This window comes from Endozoicomonas sp. YOMI1, assembly GCF_024606345.1.
Taxonomy (GTDB): Bacteria; Pseudomonadota; Gammaproteobacteria; order Pseudomonadales; family Endozoicomonadaceae; genus Endozoicomonas.
In genome coordinates this window covers 1-19,621 of sequence record NZ_JAHHPM010000176.1, presented here as the reverse complement: position 1 = coordinate 19,621, position 19,621 = coordinate 1, and the positions used below count along the sequence as shown (strand labels likewise).

Here is a 19,621-nt window from a genome sequence, read left to right as displayed (position 1 = left end):
TCAGTCCTTTGACATCAGATTTCAGGAAAATATCAATCGGGGTGGTGAAAGGCAGGTAAAGAATTCACTGTTGCTTTTACGGGGAGCGAGAGGCAGGTAGCGGGCAGCGCTCTTGAAAAGAGAACGGGGATATTATGGCCGATGCCGTGGGAATTTTGGGCTACCTTGGGTATCTATCTATTCGATTGAGTTGAAAAATTTCGTGCCTATCATAAGAGAGCAGGAGAACCTGTTTTTAACAGGGCTGTGTTTAACGGGGCTGTGGCTACCTGAATAAGGGATGATCCACATGCCCGGTATGTTCCGCAAGAAACTTGAACTGGGTACTATGTGAGCTGCCAAAGAACTGGATATCACATTCATCAACAGATTTCTTACTGTCATCAATATTCATAAGTACTCCTTTATAGTACCTGATTCGAAGGTCTTCATCGGTAATGTGTTCAGCCAAACCGGGTTCCGAGAGAAGGAATGTTTTGTGCCTGAGTGTCGCGTTAGGGTCGTAAAAAATAACCTTCATGCACCCATCCTGCCTCTTTAATCTCAGGGCCATTGCGTGTTCAACTACATCATTTAATGTTAAAAAAAAGAAATTCTTTTCATCGCCACCCGCCATATTCCAGTGCTTATCTACCAGCTTGGCAAGAGCCTTAGAAAACGTTCCTTTACGGAAATAATATCCATCAGCGCAGTAGGGTATGTCATGGTTGTCTTCTTCATTTGGAATTACGTTCCCACGTAGTATTATAGGTTCGAGATGTGTATTGGCAGCGATTGACTGTATTTTTTCCGGGGTGTTTATTTTTTCAAAAGTCTTTTTTCCCCGACCAAACACTTTTGTGGCATAAGCCCAGGCGAAATGTCGACAGACTATAAGTTCTCCAGGTACAAGTTCTCTGGTGTCAATATCAGAGCGGTGAACTTTACCATTAAGATTTATGGGGGGGGGGAGGAGTTATCAGAGTTAAATATGGGGATTGGAGCAACACTGCCATTCTCATTGAAAGCAAGTTTAACCTGAAGCTTGCGCCCTTCATCATGCAGTTTATCAATCTTATCAGAAATATAAGGCGTTGAGTTCTTACAGGCTGACGGGATGCTAATGTCATAAACATTCAATGGTTTACGGAGTTTTTGGGTATACCGTGCATTTGGGTGTTCTTTCATCATCTTTTGGGTGTTACTGTCTAGAGCGCTGATACAGTAACAACCAAAATATGCCTTGATGCCATTAAAAAGACATTTTATGGCCCTGATTGGCAGTAAGGATTCTGCATGTCTGTGCCATGAATATAACAGTGCGAATTGAGCATCAAGTTTTATTAGATCCATTACGAGATAATCCTTTGTTACTAAATTCTAATGATTTATTTATTTATTTTAGAGTGTAAAAGTACTAATAAGTTCCACGGCTGTTCCTCTGTTCAGGAATGAGTGAAGTTTGCTGTTGCAAGCAGGATGGCTTGGTGGGGTATCTATTTATTGGATTTTATTGAATTTAGTGAAAAGTTGGACTAAGGAGTCTCCCTTAACATCCGCACGACTGGTTCCCGCAGTTCCATAGGAAAGCCCGGTACAGAGTCATGCCTTCTATACGCCGGACACCGCCTGCACAGCATTCGGAATTATAGGAATAAGGTTCAGGATGACACTCATCCTATTTGGCAGTAAAGCTCGCATTTATGTTGCCCGGGAGCTGGTGAACAATGTTAAAACAATTGGCATATTTGAAAAAATAACCAATATTATAGAATCCCGATCATTAAAAACCTGAAATTTACAACGATTTTTCTGGCCCAATGGATGGCTGCCGAATGGCACTGTAAGAAGCAGATTGACCGGCAAGCAGTGGTGAGCATTCACTGGATGGAACAATTGTTCTTTTTTTTGTGGCTTTGGCTGCTTTTATCATTTCCACTGTTTCTCTATTTCCGTGATAACGCCGAGCGGCTGCCTCAGGTGACCTGGTGAGCGAAAGACGCCACAGTCGAAATCTTTCCGCTTTTTTGTTTGGATCTGCACCATTGGCTAATAAGAGTTCAACAATCTTATTGTTACCCTGCCTGGCTGCAAAATAAAGCGGCGTGGCCCCTTTTTCATTAGCCTGGTTAACAGCAGCACCGTTTTCGATCAGCAGCCGGACCACCTCAACATGTCCTTTTTTCACAGCAAAAGAGAGCGGCGTGTTACCTTTACTAGTAGCCTGGTTAACATGAGCCTCATTGTTGAGCAGCAGCCGGACCACCTCAATATGCCCTTCTTCCGCAGCATAACTGAGCGGCGTAGACCCGTGTAGACTGGCCAGGTTAACATTAGCCCCATTGTTGAGCAGCAGCCGGACCACCTCAATATGCCCTTCTGCCGCAGCAAAACGAAGCGATGTGTCCCCATCTAAAGTAGTCAGGTTAACACCAGCCTCATTGTTGAGCAGCAGCCGGACCACCTCAATATGCCCTTTTTCCGCAGCATAACTGAGCGGCGTGGACCCGTGTAAAGTAACCAGGTTAACATCAGCCTTATTGTTGAGCAGCAGCCGAACCACCTCAACACGCCCTTTTTCCGCAGCATAACTGAGCGCCGTGGACCCGTCTGCAGTCGCTTGATTAACCTTAGCCTCATAGTCGATCAGCAGCCGGACCAGCTCAACACGCCCGTATTTCGCAGCAAGAATGAGCGGCGTGAACCCTTCTCCAACAACCTGGTTAACCTCAGCCTCATGGTCGATCAACAGCTGGGCCAGCTCAATATTCCCTGCTGCGGCAGCATAACTGAGCGGCGTCCACCCAACTTGAGTAACATAGTTAACATCAGCCCTTTTGTTGATCAGCAGCTGGGCCAGCTCAACGTGCCTTTTAGCAACTGCAACAAAAAGCAAAGAAACCATATCCCCGGTTTTTCCGGAACGGTAACTCTTGTATACGACAGTGTAGTCCTTTTCCAGCTCTCTTTTAAGGCAGCTGAGATCGCCGACCCTGCATGCCGCCAGTGGTGGGGGCTCATTGTAGGGGTTGTCACAGATTGCTTTAGAAATGGCAGAATCAACCCCATCAAATCGCTGATAGGAGAATCCAGAAGATCGGCTAATTGAATCCATAACTACCGCCAGGGTGCTGTGGTCAAACTCACTTGAGAGGTTAGATTAAAAATTTGATGTTTAGTTCAACCGGAATCGCAGATTGTGTTTGGCTGGACTAACTGACCACGCCAGCCAAGAGCTCCCGAACCGGCTTGAAGGAACGACGATGAACGGGAGCAGGCCCCAACTTTCTTAACGCTTCCAGATGGACCCTGGTTGGATAACCTTTATGCCCTGCGATGCCATAACCCGGCCACTGTCTGTCCATAATCAACATTTCCCGGTCGCGGGTCACCTTGGCAATGATAGATGCGGCAGCAATCTCAGGAACACGACTATCGCCTTTTACAATGGCTTCTGCACGACAGGAAAGCGTTGGACAGCGGTTACCATCGATATAAGCCAGTTCAGGCCTGACCGATAACCCCTCAACCGCCCGCTGCATTGCCAGCATGGTGGCATGGAGAATATTCAGTTCATCGATTTCTGCAACTTCAGCCCTGCCCAGTGACCAGGCCAGGGCGTTATGACAAATAATGTCAAAAAGCGTCTCCCGCCTTTTCTCCGACAGTTTTTTGGAGTCATTCAAACCTTCAATCGGGCGGGCAGGGTCCAGGATGACTGCAGCAGCAATCACTGGCCCACACAATGGACCTCTGCCCACTTCATCAACGCCGGCAACCATTATTCCTGTGTCACTGGTTTCACACCAGTCAAATTGATTTTGCTTCATTGGCTCTCTACCCGCTGAGGGCTCTCTACCCGCTGAGGGCTCTCTACCCGCTGAGGGCTCTCTACCCGCTTGAGGGCACTTAGTCCTCTAAAGGCTCTTTTTCTGCTGAATGACTGACATCACCGCTTGGAAGGCCAACCTGCTGGCATCCTGCTTCAGTTGATGGTGAATCTCCATAAAAGACTGTTTCAGAGCCCCTCTGTACTCCTGATCCTCAATCGCCTTCTTGATCAAAACCCGGAGGTTTTCCGGGGTAGCATCGTCCTGTAACACTTCAGGTACCAACTCTCGGTCGGCCAGAAGGTTTGGCAGAGAGACATATTTGACCTTAACCATCCGGCTGATAATGGCAAAACTGAGCGGTGCCATTTTATAACTGACAACCAGCGGCTTTTTATGCAGTGCCGCTTCAAGAACAGCGGTTCCCGAGGCGGTCAGAATCGCATCCGATGCGGCCATGACTGATTGTGCCTGACCATCATAGACCCTAACATCAAGATCCGGGAACTCACTGACAATGGGTAGAAGCTGTTTTTTTCGCCGCTCATTGGCACAGGGAATTAAAAAACGGGCATCCGGGAAATCTTTCCTGAGCAGGCGAGCGGTCGCAAGAAATAATTGACCAAGTTTGGCTATCTCTGTTTTTCGGCTTCCCGGCAAGAGTCCGATCACCGGCCCACCGCCATGAATGACCCCTAAAGTCTGTCTGGCTGCGTCTTGATCCGGATTCATCGAAATCTGGTCAGCCAGGGGATGGCCAACAAAGGTCACTGGTACACCATGATCCCTGTAATAGTCCGCTTCAAAGGGCAGCAGTGCCAGCATATGGTCTACCGAGTGCCGGATTTTCTTCAGACGGCCTTCACGCCAGGCCCATACCTGGGGGCTGACATAATGCACGGTTGGAATACCGGAAGCTTTCAACCTGCGCTCAAGGGCCAGGTTAAAATCAGGGGCATCAATACCAATAAATACATCGGGCTGATCGGCAATCAGCCGCTCCCGCAACTGTTTGCGAATACCCAGCAGTTCTCGCAGACGACCCAGAACCTCAACCAGTCCCATCACCGATAACCGCTCCATGGGAAACAAGCTGTCAAAACCCTCTGACTGCATCAAAGGACCGCCAATGCCATAGCAGTAAGCATCCGAATATTGTCGTTTGATTTCCCGGATCAACCCGGCCCCGAGAATATCCCCTGAGGCTTCTCCTGCCACCACTGCCACACGTAATGATACCCCTGGGTGAGAATCAGCCGACTGCATCACCGGGTAATACCACGGCTTGATGATTTCAGAGAGTCAATCAGCAGTTGAATTTCCGGTAACGGCTCCATACTCTCGAGACGATCAATCGCTTCAGCGGTTCTCAACCCCTGACGGTAAATGATCTTGTAGCACTGTCTCAGTTTGCTGATCAGTTCAAGCGTGTATCCCCGGCGACGCATACCTTCAAAGTTCATACCATGGGCTTCAGCCGGATTACCACTGGACATGATAAATGCCGGTACATCTTTAAACAGTGCCGTATGGGCAGCGCTCATACTGAAGGCACCAATCTTGCAGAACTGGTGTACCGTTGTGTAACCACCCAGGATGGCGCTATCGCCAACAATCACATGACCAGCAAGTGCCACATTATTGGCAATAATACAGTTGTCGCCTACAGCACAATCATGGGCCACATGAACGTAGGCCATCAGCAAATTGTTACTGCCAATAGAAGTCAACCATTGATCCTGGATGGTGCCACGATGGATCGTACAGCCTTCACGGATAATATTGTTATCACCAATCTCCAGGCGTGTAGGTTCACCAGCGTATTTTTTGTCCTGACATTCTTCACCAACACTGGAAAACTGAAAAATACAGTTGTTTTTCCCGAGAACCGTTGGGCCCTTGATCACCACGTGAGAGTGGATACGGGTACCCATGCCCACTTCAACACCCGGCCCAATATAAGTCCATGGCCCAACGTCAACGTCTTCACCAATACGGGCACCCGGTTCGACAATGGCCGAGGGATGAACCCTGGCGGTTGGATGAATATCGGCTTTCAACGGGCTAATGGCTTCAACAGCCCTGGCAGCTTCAGAATCAGTAACGGAGAGTGTGTCGCTCAAGATTTTATTTCCTTTCTTGCACACGTAACTTCTGCAGAGCAGACAATATTACCATCAACCACCGCCTCACAGGCAAATTTCCAGATATCCCGTTTCAGTGCCAACAGTTTTGCACGGAGAATCAATTGATCACCAGGAACCACCGGTGTGCGAAAACGCACTTTATCCACTCCGGCAAAATAGTAGATTGTGTCGCCATCCGCCTTACGAATGTGATAACCAAGGATGCCTGCTGACTGAGCCATCGCTTCAATAATCAAAACACCCGGCATCACCGGGTGCTGCGGGAAATGACCATTAAAATGTGGCTCATTACTGGATACATTTTTAAGGCACTCAATGGTGCCATTATCTATATCCACATGAAGAACCCGATCCACCAGCAGAAAAGGATACCGATGGGGCAGGATCTCCTTAATTACCTCAATTCGTCTCATTCGCCATAAACTCTAATCTTCGATGTAACAGAAAAAGGCTGGAAAACCAGCCTTTTCTTTACCGTAATAATTCTCACCGCTAATTAGCAGATGGGTTTCAGCGTACTTAATCACTGTTTCTCCAGCTGTTTAACCCGCCTGGCCAGATCATCCAATTGCCGGAAACGAACCACGTTTTTCCGCCACTCGCGACTCTCCATAAAACCAGTACCCGAGGAATAGGAGCCAGCCCTGGTAATTGAGCGTGTAATCATGGCCATGCCACTGATAAACGTACCATCAGCAATGGTCAGATGACCGGCAAAACCGGCTGCTCCGGCAATAGTACAATTTTTACCAATCGTTGTACTTCCGGAAATACCGACACCGGCGGCAATGGCCGTGTTCTCGCCAATCACCACATTGTGAGCGATCTGAATCAGGTTATCCAGACGGACACCACTGTGTATTTCCGTATTACCCAGGGCACCACGGTCAATACAGGTGTTGTTGCCAATTTCAACATCACTACCGATCACTACACCACCAATCTGGGCGATTTTGTGCCAGCGGCCATCAGCATGTGCATTACCAAAACCATCACCACCAATCACTGCTCCGGAATGAATGATGGTTCGATCGCCGATGGTGACACCGTGGCAGACCGTAACATTACGATGAAGGTGAACATCTGCGCCAAGCAAGGAGTCGTGACCAACCACTGTACCGGCATCAATGCGCACACCGGCGGCAATCTGAACACCTGCCTCAATAACAACGTTGGCACCAATGGCAGCCGTAGCATCCACAATCGCGGTCTCATCAACCACGGCACTGGGGTGAATACCTTTATTGCCACCACGGTCAGTATCGAACAGGAAGGAGAGCCGGGCATAACCCAGGTATGGGTTATCAAGAATCAGGGCATTTCCGGAAAACCCGCTGGCCGAATCAGGGCAGAGAATAACCGCACCGGCCTGAGTGGTTTCCAGATATCTGGCATAGGCCGGATTGGCCAGAAAGCTTAACTCATGCCCCTGCGCATCCTGAAGGGTATTCAGACCTGAGACCTGCTTATCCGCATCTCCCTGCAGCCGGGCATCACACTTTCCTGCCAGTTGTGACAAAGTATAAACATCAGTCATGATTCATTACTTCATCTGGTTGAGGCTTTCGATGACCTTGCGGGTAATATCAATACCAGGACTGCCATAGATGGTCATCTGACGATCAATGACCAGATCCAGCTTTAACTCACTAATGACTTTATCGATGGCAGCCTGCAGTTTTGGCCGCAGCTTTTCCCGCTCCGCATTATCCGCTTCTGTCCTTTCAGTCTGAAACTGGCGTCCTTTCAGTTGCCAGTCTTCATACTTGCGCTGTAACTCCAGCTGACGAACTTTCAACTGCTCGGCGCTCAAAGTCGGGCCATCTTTCTGCAGCTTTTCCTGCATATTACGAACTTCACTCTCCAGCTTCTGCAGAGCGACTAACTGAGGCTTGAACTTGGATTCAGACTTTTTGGCGTATTGTTTGCCTGCATTGGATTCACTCAACACCATCACCGTATCAAGTACACCAATTTTACTGCCAGTAGTGGCAGCATTGGCCAGAGGGGCCAGCATAATCAGGGCCAGGAATGCCAGTCTGATTGATTTCAAAATAAATCTCCTGAAAACGGTAAAAAAAGGGCATTATAAAGAAAAGAAAAGGTGCCTGATAGCACCCTTTAATTACGTAAAATGCCCTCTTAAAAGAGGGCTTTGATTAGAATGGAGCACCCAGGGAGAACTGGAAGGTCTGGGTTTCGTCCTTATCCTGATCTTTAACCTTAAGTGCTTTCGCCAGACTGAAGGTCAACGGGCCTAAAGGAGTAATCCAGGTCAGACCAACACCGGTACTGTATCGTAGTTCTGCCAGATCCGGTTTATAGCAGCCCACCATATCAACACCAGTAGGACAGGTGGTATCAAAGACATTACCGAAGTCAAAGAACACGCTGGTTCTTAATGAGCGCTGGTCTTTCACGAATGGTAGAGGGAACAACACTTCAACCGTCCCTTCAACCATTACATCTCCACCCATGCTGTTAAAATCATTAGCATTATCACTCTGCGGAGCCTTTGGCCCCAGCGAGTTGTCCTTGTAACCTCTGACGGAACCGAATCCACCGGCATAGAAGTTCTCAAAGAACGGCATTTCAGAAGTACTGCCATAGGCACCGCCATAGCCCAGACGAGTGGCAAAACGCGCCGTCAGACTGCGGGTAATGGGCTGGAAGTACTGACCTCGATACACCAGCTTATAAAATGTGGTCGTTGAACCCGGAATTGCGGCAGACAGCGAGACGCTTTGCGAAAAACCCGCCGTTGGCAGGAGCCCACGGTTCAGCTCTGACTGCGACCAGCCCAGCGACGTCTTGATATTGGTAAACTTGCGCCCTTCTTTACCCAGAAAATCCAGAATAACCCTGGGAGTGCCGGAACCGGTGGTAATTTCCGTACCATCAACCCCAAGACTGAAATTAATGGACTCTGTTTCAGACAATGGATACCCGAAACGGACGTTACCACCAAAAGTGTCAGCCGCATAACTCGAGATGTCCGAACCACTGTAATCATAGGTTCGATAGTAGAAATCAAAACCACGGGATACACCGTCAATGGTGTAATAGGGATCCATAAAACTGAAATTGTAGAGTTGGCTGACATCACTCTTGTTCAGACCAACGGTGACCTTGTTTCCGCTTCCCAGGAAGTTATTCTGGCTGACAGAGCCACCGAGCAACAAACCATCAGACTGGGAGTAACCGATACTGGCCGTGACACTACCGGAAGGCTGCTCCTCTACGGTGTAATTGACATCAATCTGATCGCTGGTTCCCGGCACCGGAGGCGTTTCAACATTGACTTCCTTGAAATACCCCAGGCGCTCAAGCCGCACCTTGGACTGCTCAATCTTCTGGGTATTGGCAGAAGCACCCTCCATTTGGCGCATTTCCCGACGTAGCACCTCATCATCGGTCTTGGTATTTCCGGAGAAATTAATCCGTCGGACATACGCTCTTCGACCCGGATCAACAAAGAAGGTTAACTCAACGGTTTTGCTGTCATGATCCGGTTTGGGAATTCCGGTCACATTGGCAAAGGTATACCCTTCGTTGCCAAGGCGGCGGCTCAGAATCTCTTCAGTGGTAGTGATCAGTCTACGGGAGAACACCTGCTCCGGCTGGGCCAGCAGCAGCTTTCTTGCCTCGTCTTCGGGAATAACCAGATCACCGGCAAGCTTGACGTCACTGACTGTGTACTTATCGCCTTCATCAACGTTGACCGTGATATACACACTCTGCTTGTCAGGGCTGATAGAAACCTGGGTGGAGGTAATATTGAAGTTGATATAACCCCGATCCAGGTACCATGACCTCAAACGCTCCAGGTCACCGGACAGTTTCTCCCGGGAGTATTTATCCGCAGAACTGAAGAATTGATACCACTCGGTTTTCTGCAACTCAAAAAGGTCAATAAGGTTATCCTTGGGGAAGGCCGTATTTCCCACAACATTGACGTGCTGTATGGTAGCAACCTTGCCTTCCTTAACATTGATTCGCAACTTCACCCGGTTACGGGGCTGTGCTTCAACATCGGCAGTGATCCTGGCACCATAGCGCCCCTGGGCAACGTATTGACGCTCAAGTTCAAGACGGATCGCTTCCAGCGTGGCCTGCTGAAAAATCTCACCTTCCGCCAGACCGGAGCGCTCCAGACCAGTCATCAGGTCTTCCGTCTTGATAGCCTTATTGCCCTTGATCTCAATTGCGCTGATAGAGGGTCGCTCAACTACTGCAACCACCAGCACATCGCCTTCACGGGCCATACGAATATCATTGAAATACCCGGTTTGGTAAAGTGCCCGGGCGGCCCCGGCAATATCCGGTGATTCAATATCATCACCAACCTCAACCGGCAGGGCATTAAAAACTGTCCCGGCTGAAACCCGTTGCAGGCCATCAATCCGGATATCTGAGACGACGAAGGCCTGTGCAGCAGGCACGATGGCTATAGAGCCAATCAGCAGAGACAACAGTGATCGCTTCATGGAATCCGTTCTTATCCGTGTTCATTTCGCATTAACGTGAAAAACATGTTCTTCAATTTCCACACCGCTATTCAATGATGCGCAGAGCGCAAAGTGCTTTTCTTTCACCTGGATATTTGATGGTCAAAACAATGCTGTTACAGCCTCTTCAGGCAGCGCATCAGTTTGACCCGACGTGTCATTGAAAGAGGCGACTCAGGTCGTTATACATGGCCAGCATCATCACTCCGACAACAAACGTTACCCCGATTTTCAAACCCAGTGTCTGTATTTTCTCAGAAAGCGGCTTTCCCCTGACCATTTCTACGAGGTAGAAAAGCAGATGGCCGCCATCCAGCACGGGTATAGGGAGCAGGTTCAACACCCCAAGACTGACGCTCAACATTGCCAGAAAATAGAGGAAATTTTCCAGTCCAGACTCAAGGGACGCGCCAGCCACTTTAGCAATGGTTATCGGACCGCTCAAGTTTTTAACCGAAACAAGCCCGACAACCATCTTCCAGAGGGACTCCAGTGTCATGCTGGTCAGCGACCAAGTCGCCCGGGTACCTTTTACCAGCGATTCAACCGGCCCGAACTGTAAATGGCGAATCATGGTTTCTGGCCAGGAAACCTGTTGGACACCTGCACCGATAAAACCGGTTGTCACCCCATCAGTGGATCGACTGCCCGGGGTCAATTGCATGTCCTGACTAACGCCATCCCGTTCAACCAGCAATTGCAGCGTTTGACCAGCATTGTCACGGACCAGTTCAACAAAGTGCATCCAGTCAATAACGGTTTCCCCATTAACACGCAGGATTTTATCACCTGATTCAAGACCATCTCTCGCTGCCGCCCCATCGTCCGCTAACTGACCAATCACTGCAGGGATAACAGGAGAGTAAGGCACAATACCCAGGGAACGCACGGGGTTTGGCTGCTCTTCATTAACCAGCCAGTCAACTATCGCGATATTTTTATCCCGTACAGCACCCTCTGAAGCTTCTCCGGGTTCGCCAGCCCGGATAGAGAAATTAAGATTTCTGCTCTCACCAATGTAGGTCAGCAGCTCCATGTTCACTGCCTGCCAGCCCGGCGTTTCAACACCGTTCACGGCAACAATTTCATCACCGGGGTGAATGCCTGCAACGGCAGACGGAGAATCGGGAATCACTTCGCCAACCTGAGGCATCAGGGTACGAACACCCACCATATACATGAGCCAGAGGGCAAAAACGGCAAGCAGAAAATTAGCTGCAGGCCCGGCAGCGACAATCGCAATTCGGGCAAGAACAGACTTACTATTGAAGGAAAGGTGCTGTTCATTAACGGGAACCGGCCCCTCCCTCTCATCCAGCATCTTGACATAGCCACCCAGCGGTACTGCAGCAATACTGTATTCAGTGCCATGGCGATCAGTCCAACGCCACAATGACTTGCCAAAGCCCACAGAGAACCGGAGCACTTTAACACCACAACGGCGGGCCACCCAGAAGTGACCATACTCGTGAATACTCACCAGTATTCCAAGGGTCACTACAAAAGCAAATATGGTCTGTGCTGAGTCAGCTATCTCCGACAAAAGCGATTCAAAAATCATGCAACACCCTGCATTTGTGAAACCTGTTTCCGGGCCAGATAGCGGGCTTCCTTGTCAGCTTCCAGCACTTGATCTATGTCTCCGACACTCATGACCGGTAAGGTCTGCAATGTTGCATCAATAACTTCAGGTATGCAGTCAAAACGCAGTTTGCGTTCCAGAAATGCATCAACGGCAATTTCATTGGCAGCATTGAGCATAGCAGCTGCTGTACCACCGCTGCGTGCCGCATCCTGGGCCAGCTTCAAACAACGGTAACGCATCATGTCCGGAGCATAGAAATCCAGTCTGGCGATCTCAGTCAGAGACAGGGGAGCAACACCGGATGGTATTCTTCCCGGCCATGCCAGCGCATGGGCAATGGGCGTTCTCATGTCCGGATTTCCCATCTGAGCCAGTACCGAGCCATCCTCATAATCCACCATTGAGTGGATGATGCTTTGCGGATGAATCACCACCTCTACCTGCTCGGGACGGGCATCAAACAACCAGCATGCTTCAATAAACTCAAGCCCCTTATTCATCATCGTGGCAGAGTCTACCGAAATTTTACGCCCCATACTCCAGTTTGGATGGGCACAGGCCTGTTCAGGCGTCACAGCGGCAAAACTTTCTACCGGAGACTGTCGGAATGGACCTCCGGAAGCGGTCAGTAATATTCGTCTGACCCCTGCCCGCTCAAGCCCCCTGTGGTGATCAGCAGGCAAGCACTGAAAAATGGCGTTATGCTCACTATCGATAGGAAGGAGCACAGAACCAGACGCCTTAACCGCATCCATGAACAAAGTACCGGTCATCACCAGCGTTTCCTTGTTCGCCAGAAGTATTTTTTTCCCGGCACGAACCGCAGCCATGGTTGGCGATAGCCCTGCAGCACCAACAATGGCCGCCATAACCACATCCACATCACCATCGGCCGCCACCTGGTTCATGGCCTCCGGGCCGGACTCAACGGAAATGCCCAGGCCTTCAGACTGAAGATCTGCCCTGAGACTGCTGGCTGCCCGCTCATCCGCCATAACGATATATTGCGGCTGAAACTGACGAGCCTGCTCCAGCATAACATCCGCATTTCTGCCCGCTATTAACGAATGCACGCTGTATTGATCCGGGTTGCGAGCGATAACATCCAAAGTACTTCTGCCAATAGACCCTGTGGATCCCAACACACAAACCCGCAGCCTACCGAATTGAGAACATGATACAGTCATGACCTACACACCCCTGATTATCATGACATAAAGAGTAAATATCGGAACGGCAGCAGTCAGGCTATCAATTCGATCGAGCACACCACCATGACCAGGCAGCAGGCTTCCGCTGTCCTTAACCCCCCGGTAACGTTTCAAAACACTTTCCCAGAGGTCGCCCAGAACGGAAACCAGAACAGTCAGTATGGTCAGAATCAACAATGACACCCCCTGAAAAAAGCTGATACTGCCAGACAACGTCACAAGACTTGAAATCAGCATTGAGACCAGTAAGCCACCGACCAGCCCCTCCAGCGTCTTTTTAGGGCTGACCCGCTCAATAAGCTTTGTTTTACCAAAACGCTTACCAGCAAAATAAGCACCACAGTCTGCCGCCCAGACCAGCACCAGAAGAGTAACGATCAACCAGGCTGAACCTGGCATTTGTTTGAGTTCATAAAGACCCAGCCATGCGGGCACCAGGGTAAGCAAACCCATCAATAATCTGAGAGGCCTGCTCTCAAGCCAGCGCCCGCTCCGGGGATATTGCCTGACAAGGATAAAGGCGATCAGCCACCAGACAGCAGCCAGACCAAGGATCAGAGAGGAAGGTAAAAAAAGTGTCAGACCACAAAAAACACCAATAGCCAACGCATAGATCAGACGTACAGATTGTTGCTCAAAACCCGAGAGGTTTGCCCATTCCCAGGCCGCCAGCATAATAATAGCGGCAATAAAGCAGCCAAAACCGGTTAACGGTAATAAAAAAACGCCTGTCAGCGCCACTGGCGCTAATGTAGCAGCAGTTATAACTCTCTCTTTCAGCACAGTGTTTCAGCCTCCACTTGCTCGCTGGTTTTGCCAAATCGTCGCTGGCGACGGGCGTAGCTCAGCAGGGCCTGCTGTAATTCATTACGACCAAAATCCGGCCACAAGGTGTCGGTAAAGTAAAACTCACTGTAAGCACATTGCCACAACAGAAAGTTACTGATTCGCTGCTCACCACTGGTACGAATCAATAGATCAGGGGCAGGCAAACCCGACGTACTCAGATGTTGCTCAATGGCAGACTCATCAATATCTTTAGCATCAAGCTCACCTCGCGCCACTTTTTCAGCCAGTTGCCGTGCCGCAGAAGCGACATCCCACCTACCACCGTAGTTGGCAGCAATAACCAGGGTCACTGAATAATCATTGGCAGTAAGCGTTTCTACTTCATGAATATATTTCTGAATTTCAGGACTGAATCGGGTAATGTCGCCAATGACCTTCAACCGGATGCGTTTTTTCTGCATCCGTCGAGCCTCTCGCTTGAGAACGCCCAGGAACAGGCGCATAAGGCCATTCACTTCAATGACCGGCCGATTCCAGTTCTCGCTGCTAAACGCAAACAGCGTGAGCACTTCAACACCCTGTTCATCGCAGGCTTCAACCACCTCACGGACCCGGTTAACACCAGCGCGATGCCCGGCGAGTCCGGGCAGGTGTTTCCGTTTGGCCCAGCGGTTGTTCCCATCAAGAATGATAGCCACATGGCGCGGCAGCCTCTCTGGCGGAACTCCCTGAATGCCGCTTTTTCCCTGTAACGATGTATTGGCCATGGATTAAGACGATCTGAAAATTGGCAGGTAAAAAAAGTGTAACAGTAGAACCTTGCAGGAGCCTGCCGTAAAAAGCAAGCACCCACAAAGCATCAAAAGACAGCTGACGCCTGAAGTTTTGCACTCATTACCATCTGACTCTGGTCTGAATGGTTCTTGACTGATATACCAGACAAGGCAGTGACTGCAAATCATTACAGTCAGCCATTAGATCGCCATTAGATCTTCTTCCTTGACAGAAAGATTTTTATCAACCTGAGCAATAAACTGATCAGTCAGCTTCTGAACATCATCCTGACCACGACGCTCATCGTCTTCACTGATCACTTTTTCCTTTTCCAGCTCTCTAATATCAGCCAGTGCATCACGGCGAATATTGCGGATAGCAATGCGGGCATTCTCCGCATCCTGACGCGCCTGACGAATATAGCCCTTGCGGGTTTCTTCGGTCAGCGGTGGCAGGGGAATACGAATAACTTCACCGGCAGTAGAAGGATTCAGCCCCAGGTCAGACTTCAGAATCGCCTTTTCAACATCAGGAACAATCTGTCTTTCCCAGACACGTACTGCGAGCGTACGAGCGTCTTCAACAGAAATGTTAGCCATCTGACTCAACGGTGTTTCCGAGCCATAGTAAGACACCTTAATACCATCAAGAAGACTTGGATGGGCCCGACCGGTACGAATCTTGTTGAAGGCAACCGTCAACGATTCAATGGTTTTGCCCATACGCTCTTTGGCATCATCTTTAATCTCATTGATCATCATTAACCCCCGTTTACCAGTGTTCCTTCATTACCGCCAACCAAAAGATTTAACAGAGCGCCGGATTTGTTCATATTAAACACCCGAACAGGCATCTGCTGATCGCGCACCAGGCAAATCGCCGTTAAATCCATAACGCCCAGTTTGCGCTCCAGGACATCATCATAGGTCAGCTGATCAAATTTAACCGCATCAGAATGCTTTACCGGATCTTTATCATAGACACCGTCAACCTTGGTGGCCTTGAGAACAACATCAACGCCTACCTCAATGCCTCTCAGACAGGCCGCTGAGTCGGTAGTAAAAAATGGATTTCCGGTACCAGCAGAAAAAATCACCACATCGCCAGAGTTGAGATACCTCATGGCACGGCGATGATCATAATGCTCAACAACACCACTCATGGGAATGGCTGACATCACCCGGGTATTGATATTGGATCGTTCAAGGGCATCACGCATGGCAAGGGCATTCATCACGGTTGCCAGCATCCCCATGTGATCACCGGTTACCCGGTCCAGGCCTGCAGCACTCAGGGCAGCGCCTCGAAAGAGGTTTCCACCACCAATAACGATACCAACCTGTACACCGATCCCTACTAACTGACCGATTTCCAGGGCCATTCGATCCAGAACCCTGGGATCAATACCAAACTCACCCTCACCCTGCAGAGCTTCACCACTGAGTTTCAGCAATATACGTTTGTATTTCGGTTGACTATCACTTGACGGCATGTTCAGTTTCCGAGTCTGGTTGGCTAAATTACACACATCCCGCAAATGCGCTACCATGTGGAAATCAGCCATGAAAGCTGCATTCGATGAATCATCTGGCCGAAAATGATCTGCTCTAACCAACCAGCCAGCGAGTTGATGTGTTCTGACAGTTGACGTTCTTATCCATGAAACTTTCCCATGGAGAAAACCTGAAAATCAACCATCAGCTACGGATAGACATGAAAAGGCCAACCCAATGGGCTGGCCTTTTTATTACAGTCCTGCCTGAGCGCGAACTTCAGCAGCAAAGTCCACTTCTTCTTTCTCGATACCTTCACCCACTTCAAAACGTACAAAGCTGGATACAGCAGCGTCGGCTTTCCTGGCCAGGGCACCAACAGTGGTATCAGGATCTTTAACGAAAGGCTGTTCAACCAGGCTGCTTTCTGCCAGGAACTTGCTGATACGACCTTCGATCATCTTCTCGATGATATTGGCAGGCTTGCCAGACTGCTCAGCCTGAGCCTGGAAGATCGCTTTCTCTTTCTCTACCAGCTCAGCCGGCATATCTTCCTTGTTAACCACCTGTGGGTTAACAGCCGCAACGTGCATGGCAATATCGCGAGCCAGTTCAGTATCGCCACCTTCCAGTTTGGTCAGAACGGCGATACGCTTGTTACCGTGAACGTATGAGCCAATCACGCCGCCTTCAACGATAGCGATACGGCGAACACCGATGTTTTCACCGATCTTCTGAACCAGCGCCTGACGGGCTTCTTCCAGCTCGCCTTCCATCAGGGCAGCAACATCGGCTTCCTTACGGGCAAAAGCCGCATCAACGACTTTTTGCACGTAACCCAGGAAGTTATCGTCACGGGCAACGAAGTCAGTTTCACTGTTAACTTCAACCAGTACACCAAAGCTGGCATCGTCCGCCACTTTAACCGCTACAATACCTTCCGCAGCAATACGACCGGCTTTCTTGGCCGCTTTTGCCTGACCGGACTTACGCATTTCTTCGATTGCAACTTCAATGTCACCCTGTGCTTCAACCAGTGCTTTTTTGCACTCCATCATGCCCAGGCCAGTACGCTCACGCAGTTCTTTTACCAGTGCTGCACTAATAGCTGCCATGGTTGATTCCTCGCAAATTGACAGTCTTTTTATGCCACCATCAAATCAATGGCATAAAAGAATAGTTATCTGTACATCGGAAAAAAGGGGGCCAAAAGCCCCCTTACTCTTTTCCAAAATCGGCAAACAGCATCTGTTATTTTTGCAGGACAATCCCAAAGGAAACCACCCTGCAGCCCAGTCATAAGACCAGCTTAATTAGATACTGCCTGAAGCCGGATCTTCGAAGCCTCAGGCTTCTTCAGAACCTTCCGCTTCTTCAGACTTGGGAGCTTCCTCAGCCTTTGGTGCCTCAGCTACAGCAGGCTCTTCGACTTCTACGAACTCGTCTTCAGCACCAGTGCTGGCACGGACACGACCTTCCAGAATCACATCAGCAGCAGCCTTCAGGTACAGCTGTATAGCACGGATCGCATCATCATTACCTGGAATGATGTAGTCCACACCTTCAGGGCTGGAGTTGGTATCCACGATACCAATGACCGGAATACCCAGCTTGTTGGCTTCCTGAATGGCAATGCGCTCATGCTCAACGTCGATAACGAACAGAGCGTCTGGCAGACTGCCCATGTCCTTGATACCGCCCAGACTGCGATCCAGTTTTTCCAGATCACGGCTGCGCATCAGCGCTTCTTTCTTGGTCAGTTTTTCAAAAGTACCGTCGTCACGCTGGCTTTCAAGATCACGCAGACGCTTGATGGACTGGCGAATAGTCTTGTAGTTGGTCAACATACCACCCAACCAGCGGTGATCAACGTAAGGCATGCCACAGCGAGTAGCTTCTTCACGAATGATCTTGCCGGCAGCACGCTTGGTACCAACAAACAGAACCTTGTTCTTGCCTTCAGCCAGTTTGCCGATGAACTGCAGAGCACCATTAAAGGCAGGCAGGGTGTGCTCAAGGTTAATGATATGAATTCGGTTGCGTGCACCAAAGATGAACTTGTTCATCTTCGGGTTCCAGTAACGGGTCTGGTGACCGAAATGCACGCCAGCCTTGAGCATGTCACGCATAGTGACTTGAGTCATGGGAATCTCCTGATTCAGGGTTATGCCTCCAAACACCCCATGTGTTCGACCAGATTATGATCCGTATAACGGATTGACAATCTGGCACCCGGAACCATGTGTCGGTGAATGTGAGATCTTTTATCAACATATTAAGTTTAAAGGGATCCATTTTGCTCAGTTCTGAGACTATCCGAAATGAACCCCATTTTGAAATCGCATCTCGAAATCAAGTGGCGCTTTATACCATACCCAGACAAATTTCGAAACTTTTTCTACCATCAGCTGAAACGCTGGTTATCTTCTTCCACCGCATCATAAAGCCGCTCCAATATATCCGGAACAGCAGACTCGGTTATTCCTGCTGATACCTTTTCAGCAACACCTGCAAAGCCAGCCCTTTATCCCCTTTCCCGGAAACATGATAAAAACGCCCTCCTCTTGTCAGATGAAGCCCTTGCGACTCAAGCAACCTGAAAAACTCCCGCAGTTCTGCGTCACCACCACGCCAGATCACCGGCTCACTGGCCTTTCGGGTCATGGCTTTACCGGCCTCATCAATTGATAACCCGGTAACTTTTGCCACCTGATCCTCAGTCAGGTCACCAAAGCCGGTAAACCGGAAACCATGTTGATGCCGGATATTGGATAAAATCCGCCGGATGCTGCGATAAGGCTGACCGTGAAAAAAGTGGGTGCGCTCGGTTTCGCAGGAATCCCGGAAACAGTCCGCAGGAATCGTCGTCGCCATGCCATTTTCAGTAATAAATGGCTGATCAATGCCCATGTCGCTGAATAACAAGCACCTCTTTAAAGGTTTTACTGGTGTTAAAAATGACCGGTATTTCACGCTCACTCAGCAATTCCAGAGCCGGTCGAGCGGCTGCCCAGCCATAATGATTATGGTCCAGAAGGGAGCCATCAAGATCGGTAAAAACCAGTATCCCCGGCGCTGTTGCTGCCATCAATAAACCATCCGCTCAACTAAAACGTTTTTGATAAATAGCATTCATTCAATAACTCCGTTTATCACTTGATCTTGAATGCGATAATACGAGGCAGTTCCCATGCCAATGTTACAAGGCACAACTCATGTCAAGAAGGTTAGAGTGTGAATCAGAGCTTTATACTCTTGATTAAAACCGCAACGAGCGCAACATTCGTTGTTATGATCCAAGGCTC

Annotated in this window: 20 protein-coding genes; all 20 read right to left on the bottom strand. The window is 49.4% G+C overall.

Going from position 1 to position 19,621, the window contains the following annotated elements; genetic code table 11:
• Window positions 1–265: 265 nt before the first annotated feature.
• The 20 genes from KDK15_RS06320 to KDK15_RS06225 all read right to left on the bottom strand — a co-directional run bounded on the left by KDK15_RS06320 (window position 266) and on the right by KDK15_RS06225 (window position 19,404).
• The gene (locus KDK15_RS06320; RefSeq protein ID WP_257294520.1) at window positions 266–907 is read right to left on the bottom strand and encodes a ShET2/EspL2 family type III secretion system effector toxin; all 642 of its coding nucleotides are present in this window, start codon (window positions 905–907) and stop codon (window positions 266–268) included.
• A 29-nt stretch (window positions 908–936) separates the two neighbouring features.
• Window positions 937–1,332: a hypothetical protein gene (locus KDK15_RS06315; RefSeq protein ID WP_257294517.1), complete on the bottom strand. Its 396-nt coding sequence runs from the start codon at window positions 1,330–1,332 to the stop codon at window positions 937–939.
• A gap of 445 nt (window positions 1,333–1,777) precedes the next feature.
• Window positions 1,778–3,094 carry an ankyrin repeat domain-containing protein gene (locus tag KDK15_RS06310; protein WP_257294516.1) on the bottom strand — a complete coding sequence of 439 codons (1,317 nt, stop codon included), beginning with the start codon at window positions 3,092–3,094 and terminating at the stop codon, window positions 1,778–1,780.
• A gap of 97 nt (window positions 3,095–3,191) precedes the next feature.
• Window positions 3,192–3,809 (bottom strand): ribonuclease HII, encoded by a 618-nt coding sequence (gene rnhB / locus KDK15_RS06305; protein ID WP_257294515.1) that lies wholly within the window; start codon window positions 3,807–3,809, stop codon window positions 3,192–3,194.
• An 87-nt stretch (window positions 3,810–3,896) separates the two neighbouring features.
• Window positions 3,897–5,075, bottom strand: a complete 1,179-nt coding sequence (gene lpxB, locus KDK15_RS06300; protein ID WP_257294514.1) for a lipid-A-disaccharide synthase — start codon at window positions 5,073–5,075, stop codon at window positions 3,897–3,899.
• On the bottom strand, window positions 5,075–5,857 hold the full coding sequence (gene lpxA, locus KDK15_RS06295; RefSeq protein ID WP_373691343.1) for an acyl-ACP--UDP-N-acetylglucosamine O-acyltransferase: 783 nt from the start codon (window positions 5,855–5,857) through the stop codon (window positions 5,075–5,077). Before lpxA ends, lpxB begins: the two co-directional genes overlap by 1 nt.
• A gap of 71 nt (window positions 5,858–5,928) precedes the next feature.
• Window positions 5,929–6,369, bottom strand: a complete 441-nt coding sequence (fabZ, locus tag KDK15_RS06290) for a 3-hydroxyacyl-ACP dehydratase FabZ (protein WP_257294513.1) — start codon at window positions 6,367–6,369, stop codon at window positions 5,929–5,931.
• 110 nt (window positions 6,370–6,479) lie between these two features.
• A complete protein-coding gene (lpxD, locus tag KDK15_RS06285; protein ID WP_257294512.1) occupies window positions 6,480–7,493 on the bottom strand; it encodes a UDP-3-O-(3-hydroxymyristoyl)glucosamine N-acyltransferase in 1,014 nt (337 codons plus the stop codon).
• A gap of 6 nt (window positions 7,494–7,499) precedes the next feature.
• Window positions 7,500–8,009: an OmpH family outer membrane protein gene (locus KDK15_RS06280; protein ID WP_257294511.1), complete on the bottom strand. Its 510-nt coding sequence runs from the start codon at window positions 8,007–8,009 to the stop codon at window positions 7,500–7,502.
• Between the two features lie 106 nt (window positions 8,010–8,115).
• On the bottom strand, window positions 8,116–10,443 hold the full coding sequence (gene bamA, locus KDK15_RS06275) for an outer membrane protein assembly factor BamA (RefSeq protein WP_257294510.1): 2,328 nt from the start codon (window positions 10,441–10,443) through the stop codon (window positions 8,116–8,118).
• Between the two features lie 178 nt (window positions 10,444–10,621).
• Window positions 10,622–12,025, bottom strand: a complete 1,404-nt coding sequence (rseP, locus tag KDK15_RS06270) for a sigma E protease regulator RseP (RefSeq protein ID WP_257294509.1) — start codon at window positions 12,023–12,025, stop codon at window positions 10,622–10,624.
• Window positions 12,022–13,236: a 1-deoxy-D-xylulose-5-phosphate reductoisomerase gene (gene ispC / locus KDK15_RS06265; protein ID WP_257294508.1), complete on the bottom strand. Its 1,215-nt coding sequence runs from the start codon at window positions 13,234–13,236 to the stop codon at window positions 12,022–12,024. Before ispC ends, rseP begins: the two co-directional genes overlap by 4 nt.
• A gap of 3 nt (window positions 13,237–13,239) precedes the next feature.
• Window positions 13,240–14,043 (bottom strand): phosphatidate cytidylyltransferase, encoded by an 804-nt coding sequence (locus KDK15_RS06260; RefSeq protein WP_257294507.1) that lies wholly within the window; start codon window positions 14,041–14,043, stop codon window positions 13,240–13,242.
• Window positions 14,037–14,816: a polyprenyl diphosphate synthase gene (gene uppS / locus KDK15_RS06255; RefSeq protein ID WP_257294506.1), complete on the bottom strand. Its 780-nt coding sequence runs from the start codon at window positions 14,814–14,816 to the stop codon at window positions 14,037–14,039. Before uppS ends, KDK15_RS06260 begins: the two co-directional genes overlap by 7 nt.
• Before the next feature lie 207 nt (window positions 14,817–15,023).
• Window positions 15,024–15,581 carry a ribosome recycling factor gene (gene frr / locus KDK15_RS06250; RefSeq protein WP_257294518.1) on the bottom strand — a complete coding sequence of 186 codons (558 nt, stop codon included), beginning with the start codon at window positions 15,579–15,581 and terminating at the stop codon, window positions 15,024–15,026.
• A 2-nt stretch (window positions 15,582–15,583) separates the two neighbouring features.
• Entirely contained in the window at window positions 15,584–16,315 is a 732-nt protein-coding gene (gene pyrH / locus KDK15_RS06245) for a UMP kinase (RefSeq protein WP_257294505.1), read from the bottom strand.
• A gap of 255 nt (window positions 16,316–16,570) precedes the next feature.
• Window positions 16,571–17,431, bottom strand: coding sequence for a translation elongation factor Ts (gene tsf / locus KDK15_RS06240; RefSeq protein WP_257294504.1), 861 nt, complete (start codon window positions 17,429–17,431; stop codon window positions 16,571–16,573).
• A 231-nt stretch (window positions 17,432–17,662) separates the two neighbouring features.
• Window positions 17,663–18,460: a 30S ribosomal protein S2 gene (gene rpsB / locus KDK15_RS06235; protein ID WP_257294503.1), complete on the bottom strand. Its 798-nt coding sequence runs from the start codon at window positions 18,458–18,460 to the stop codon at window positions 17,663–17,665.
• A gap of 334 nt (window positions 18,461–18,794) precedes the next feature.
• On the bottom strand, window positions 18,795–19,241 hold the full coding sequence (locus tag KDK15_RS06230; RefSeq protein WP_257294502.1) for a mannosyl-3-phosphoglycerate phosphatase: 447 nt from the start codon (window positions 19,239–19,241) through the stop codon (window positions 18,795–18,797).
• On the bottom strand, window positions 19,216–19,404 hold the full coding sequence (locus KDK15_RS06225; RefSeq protein WP_257294501.1) for a hypothetical protein: 189 nt from the start codon (window positions 19,402–19,404) through the stop codon (window positions 19,216–19,218). The genes KDK15_RS06230 and KDK15_RS06225 overlap by 26 nt, the downstream gene beginning before the upstream one ends.
• Between the last annotated feature and the right edge of the window lie 217 nt (window positions 19,405–19,621).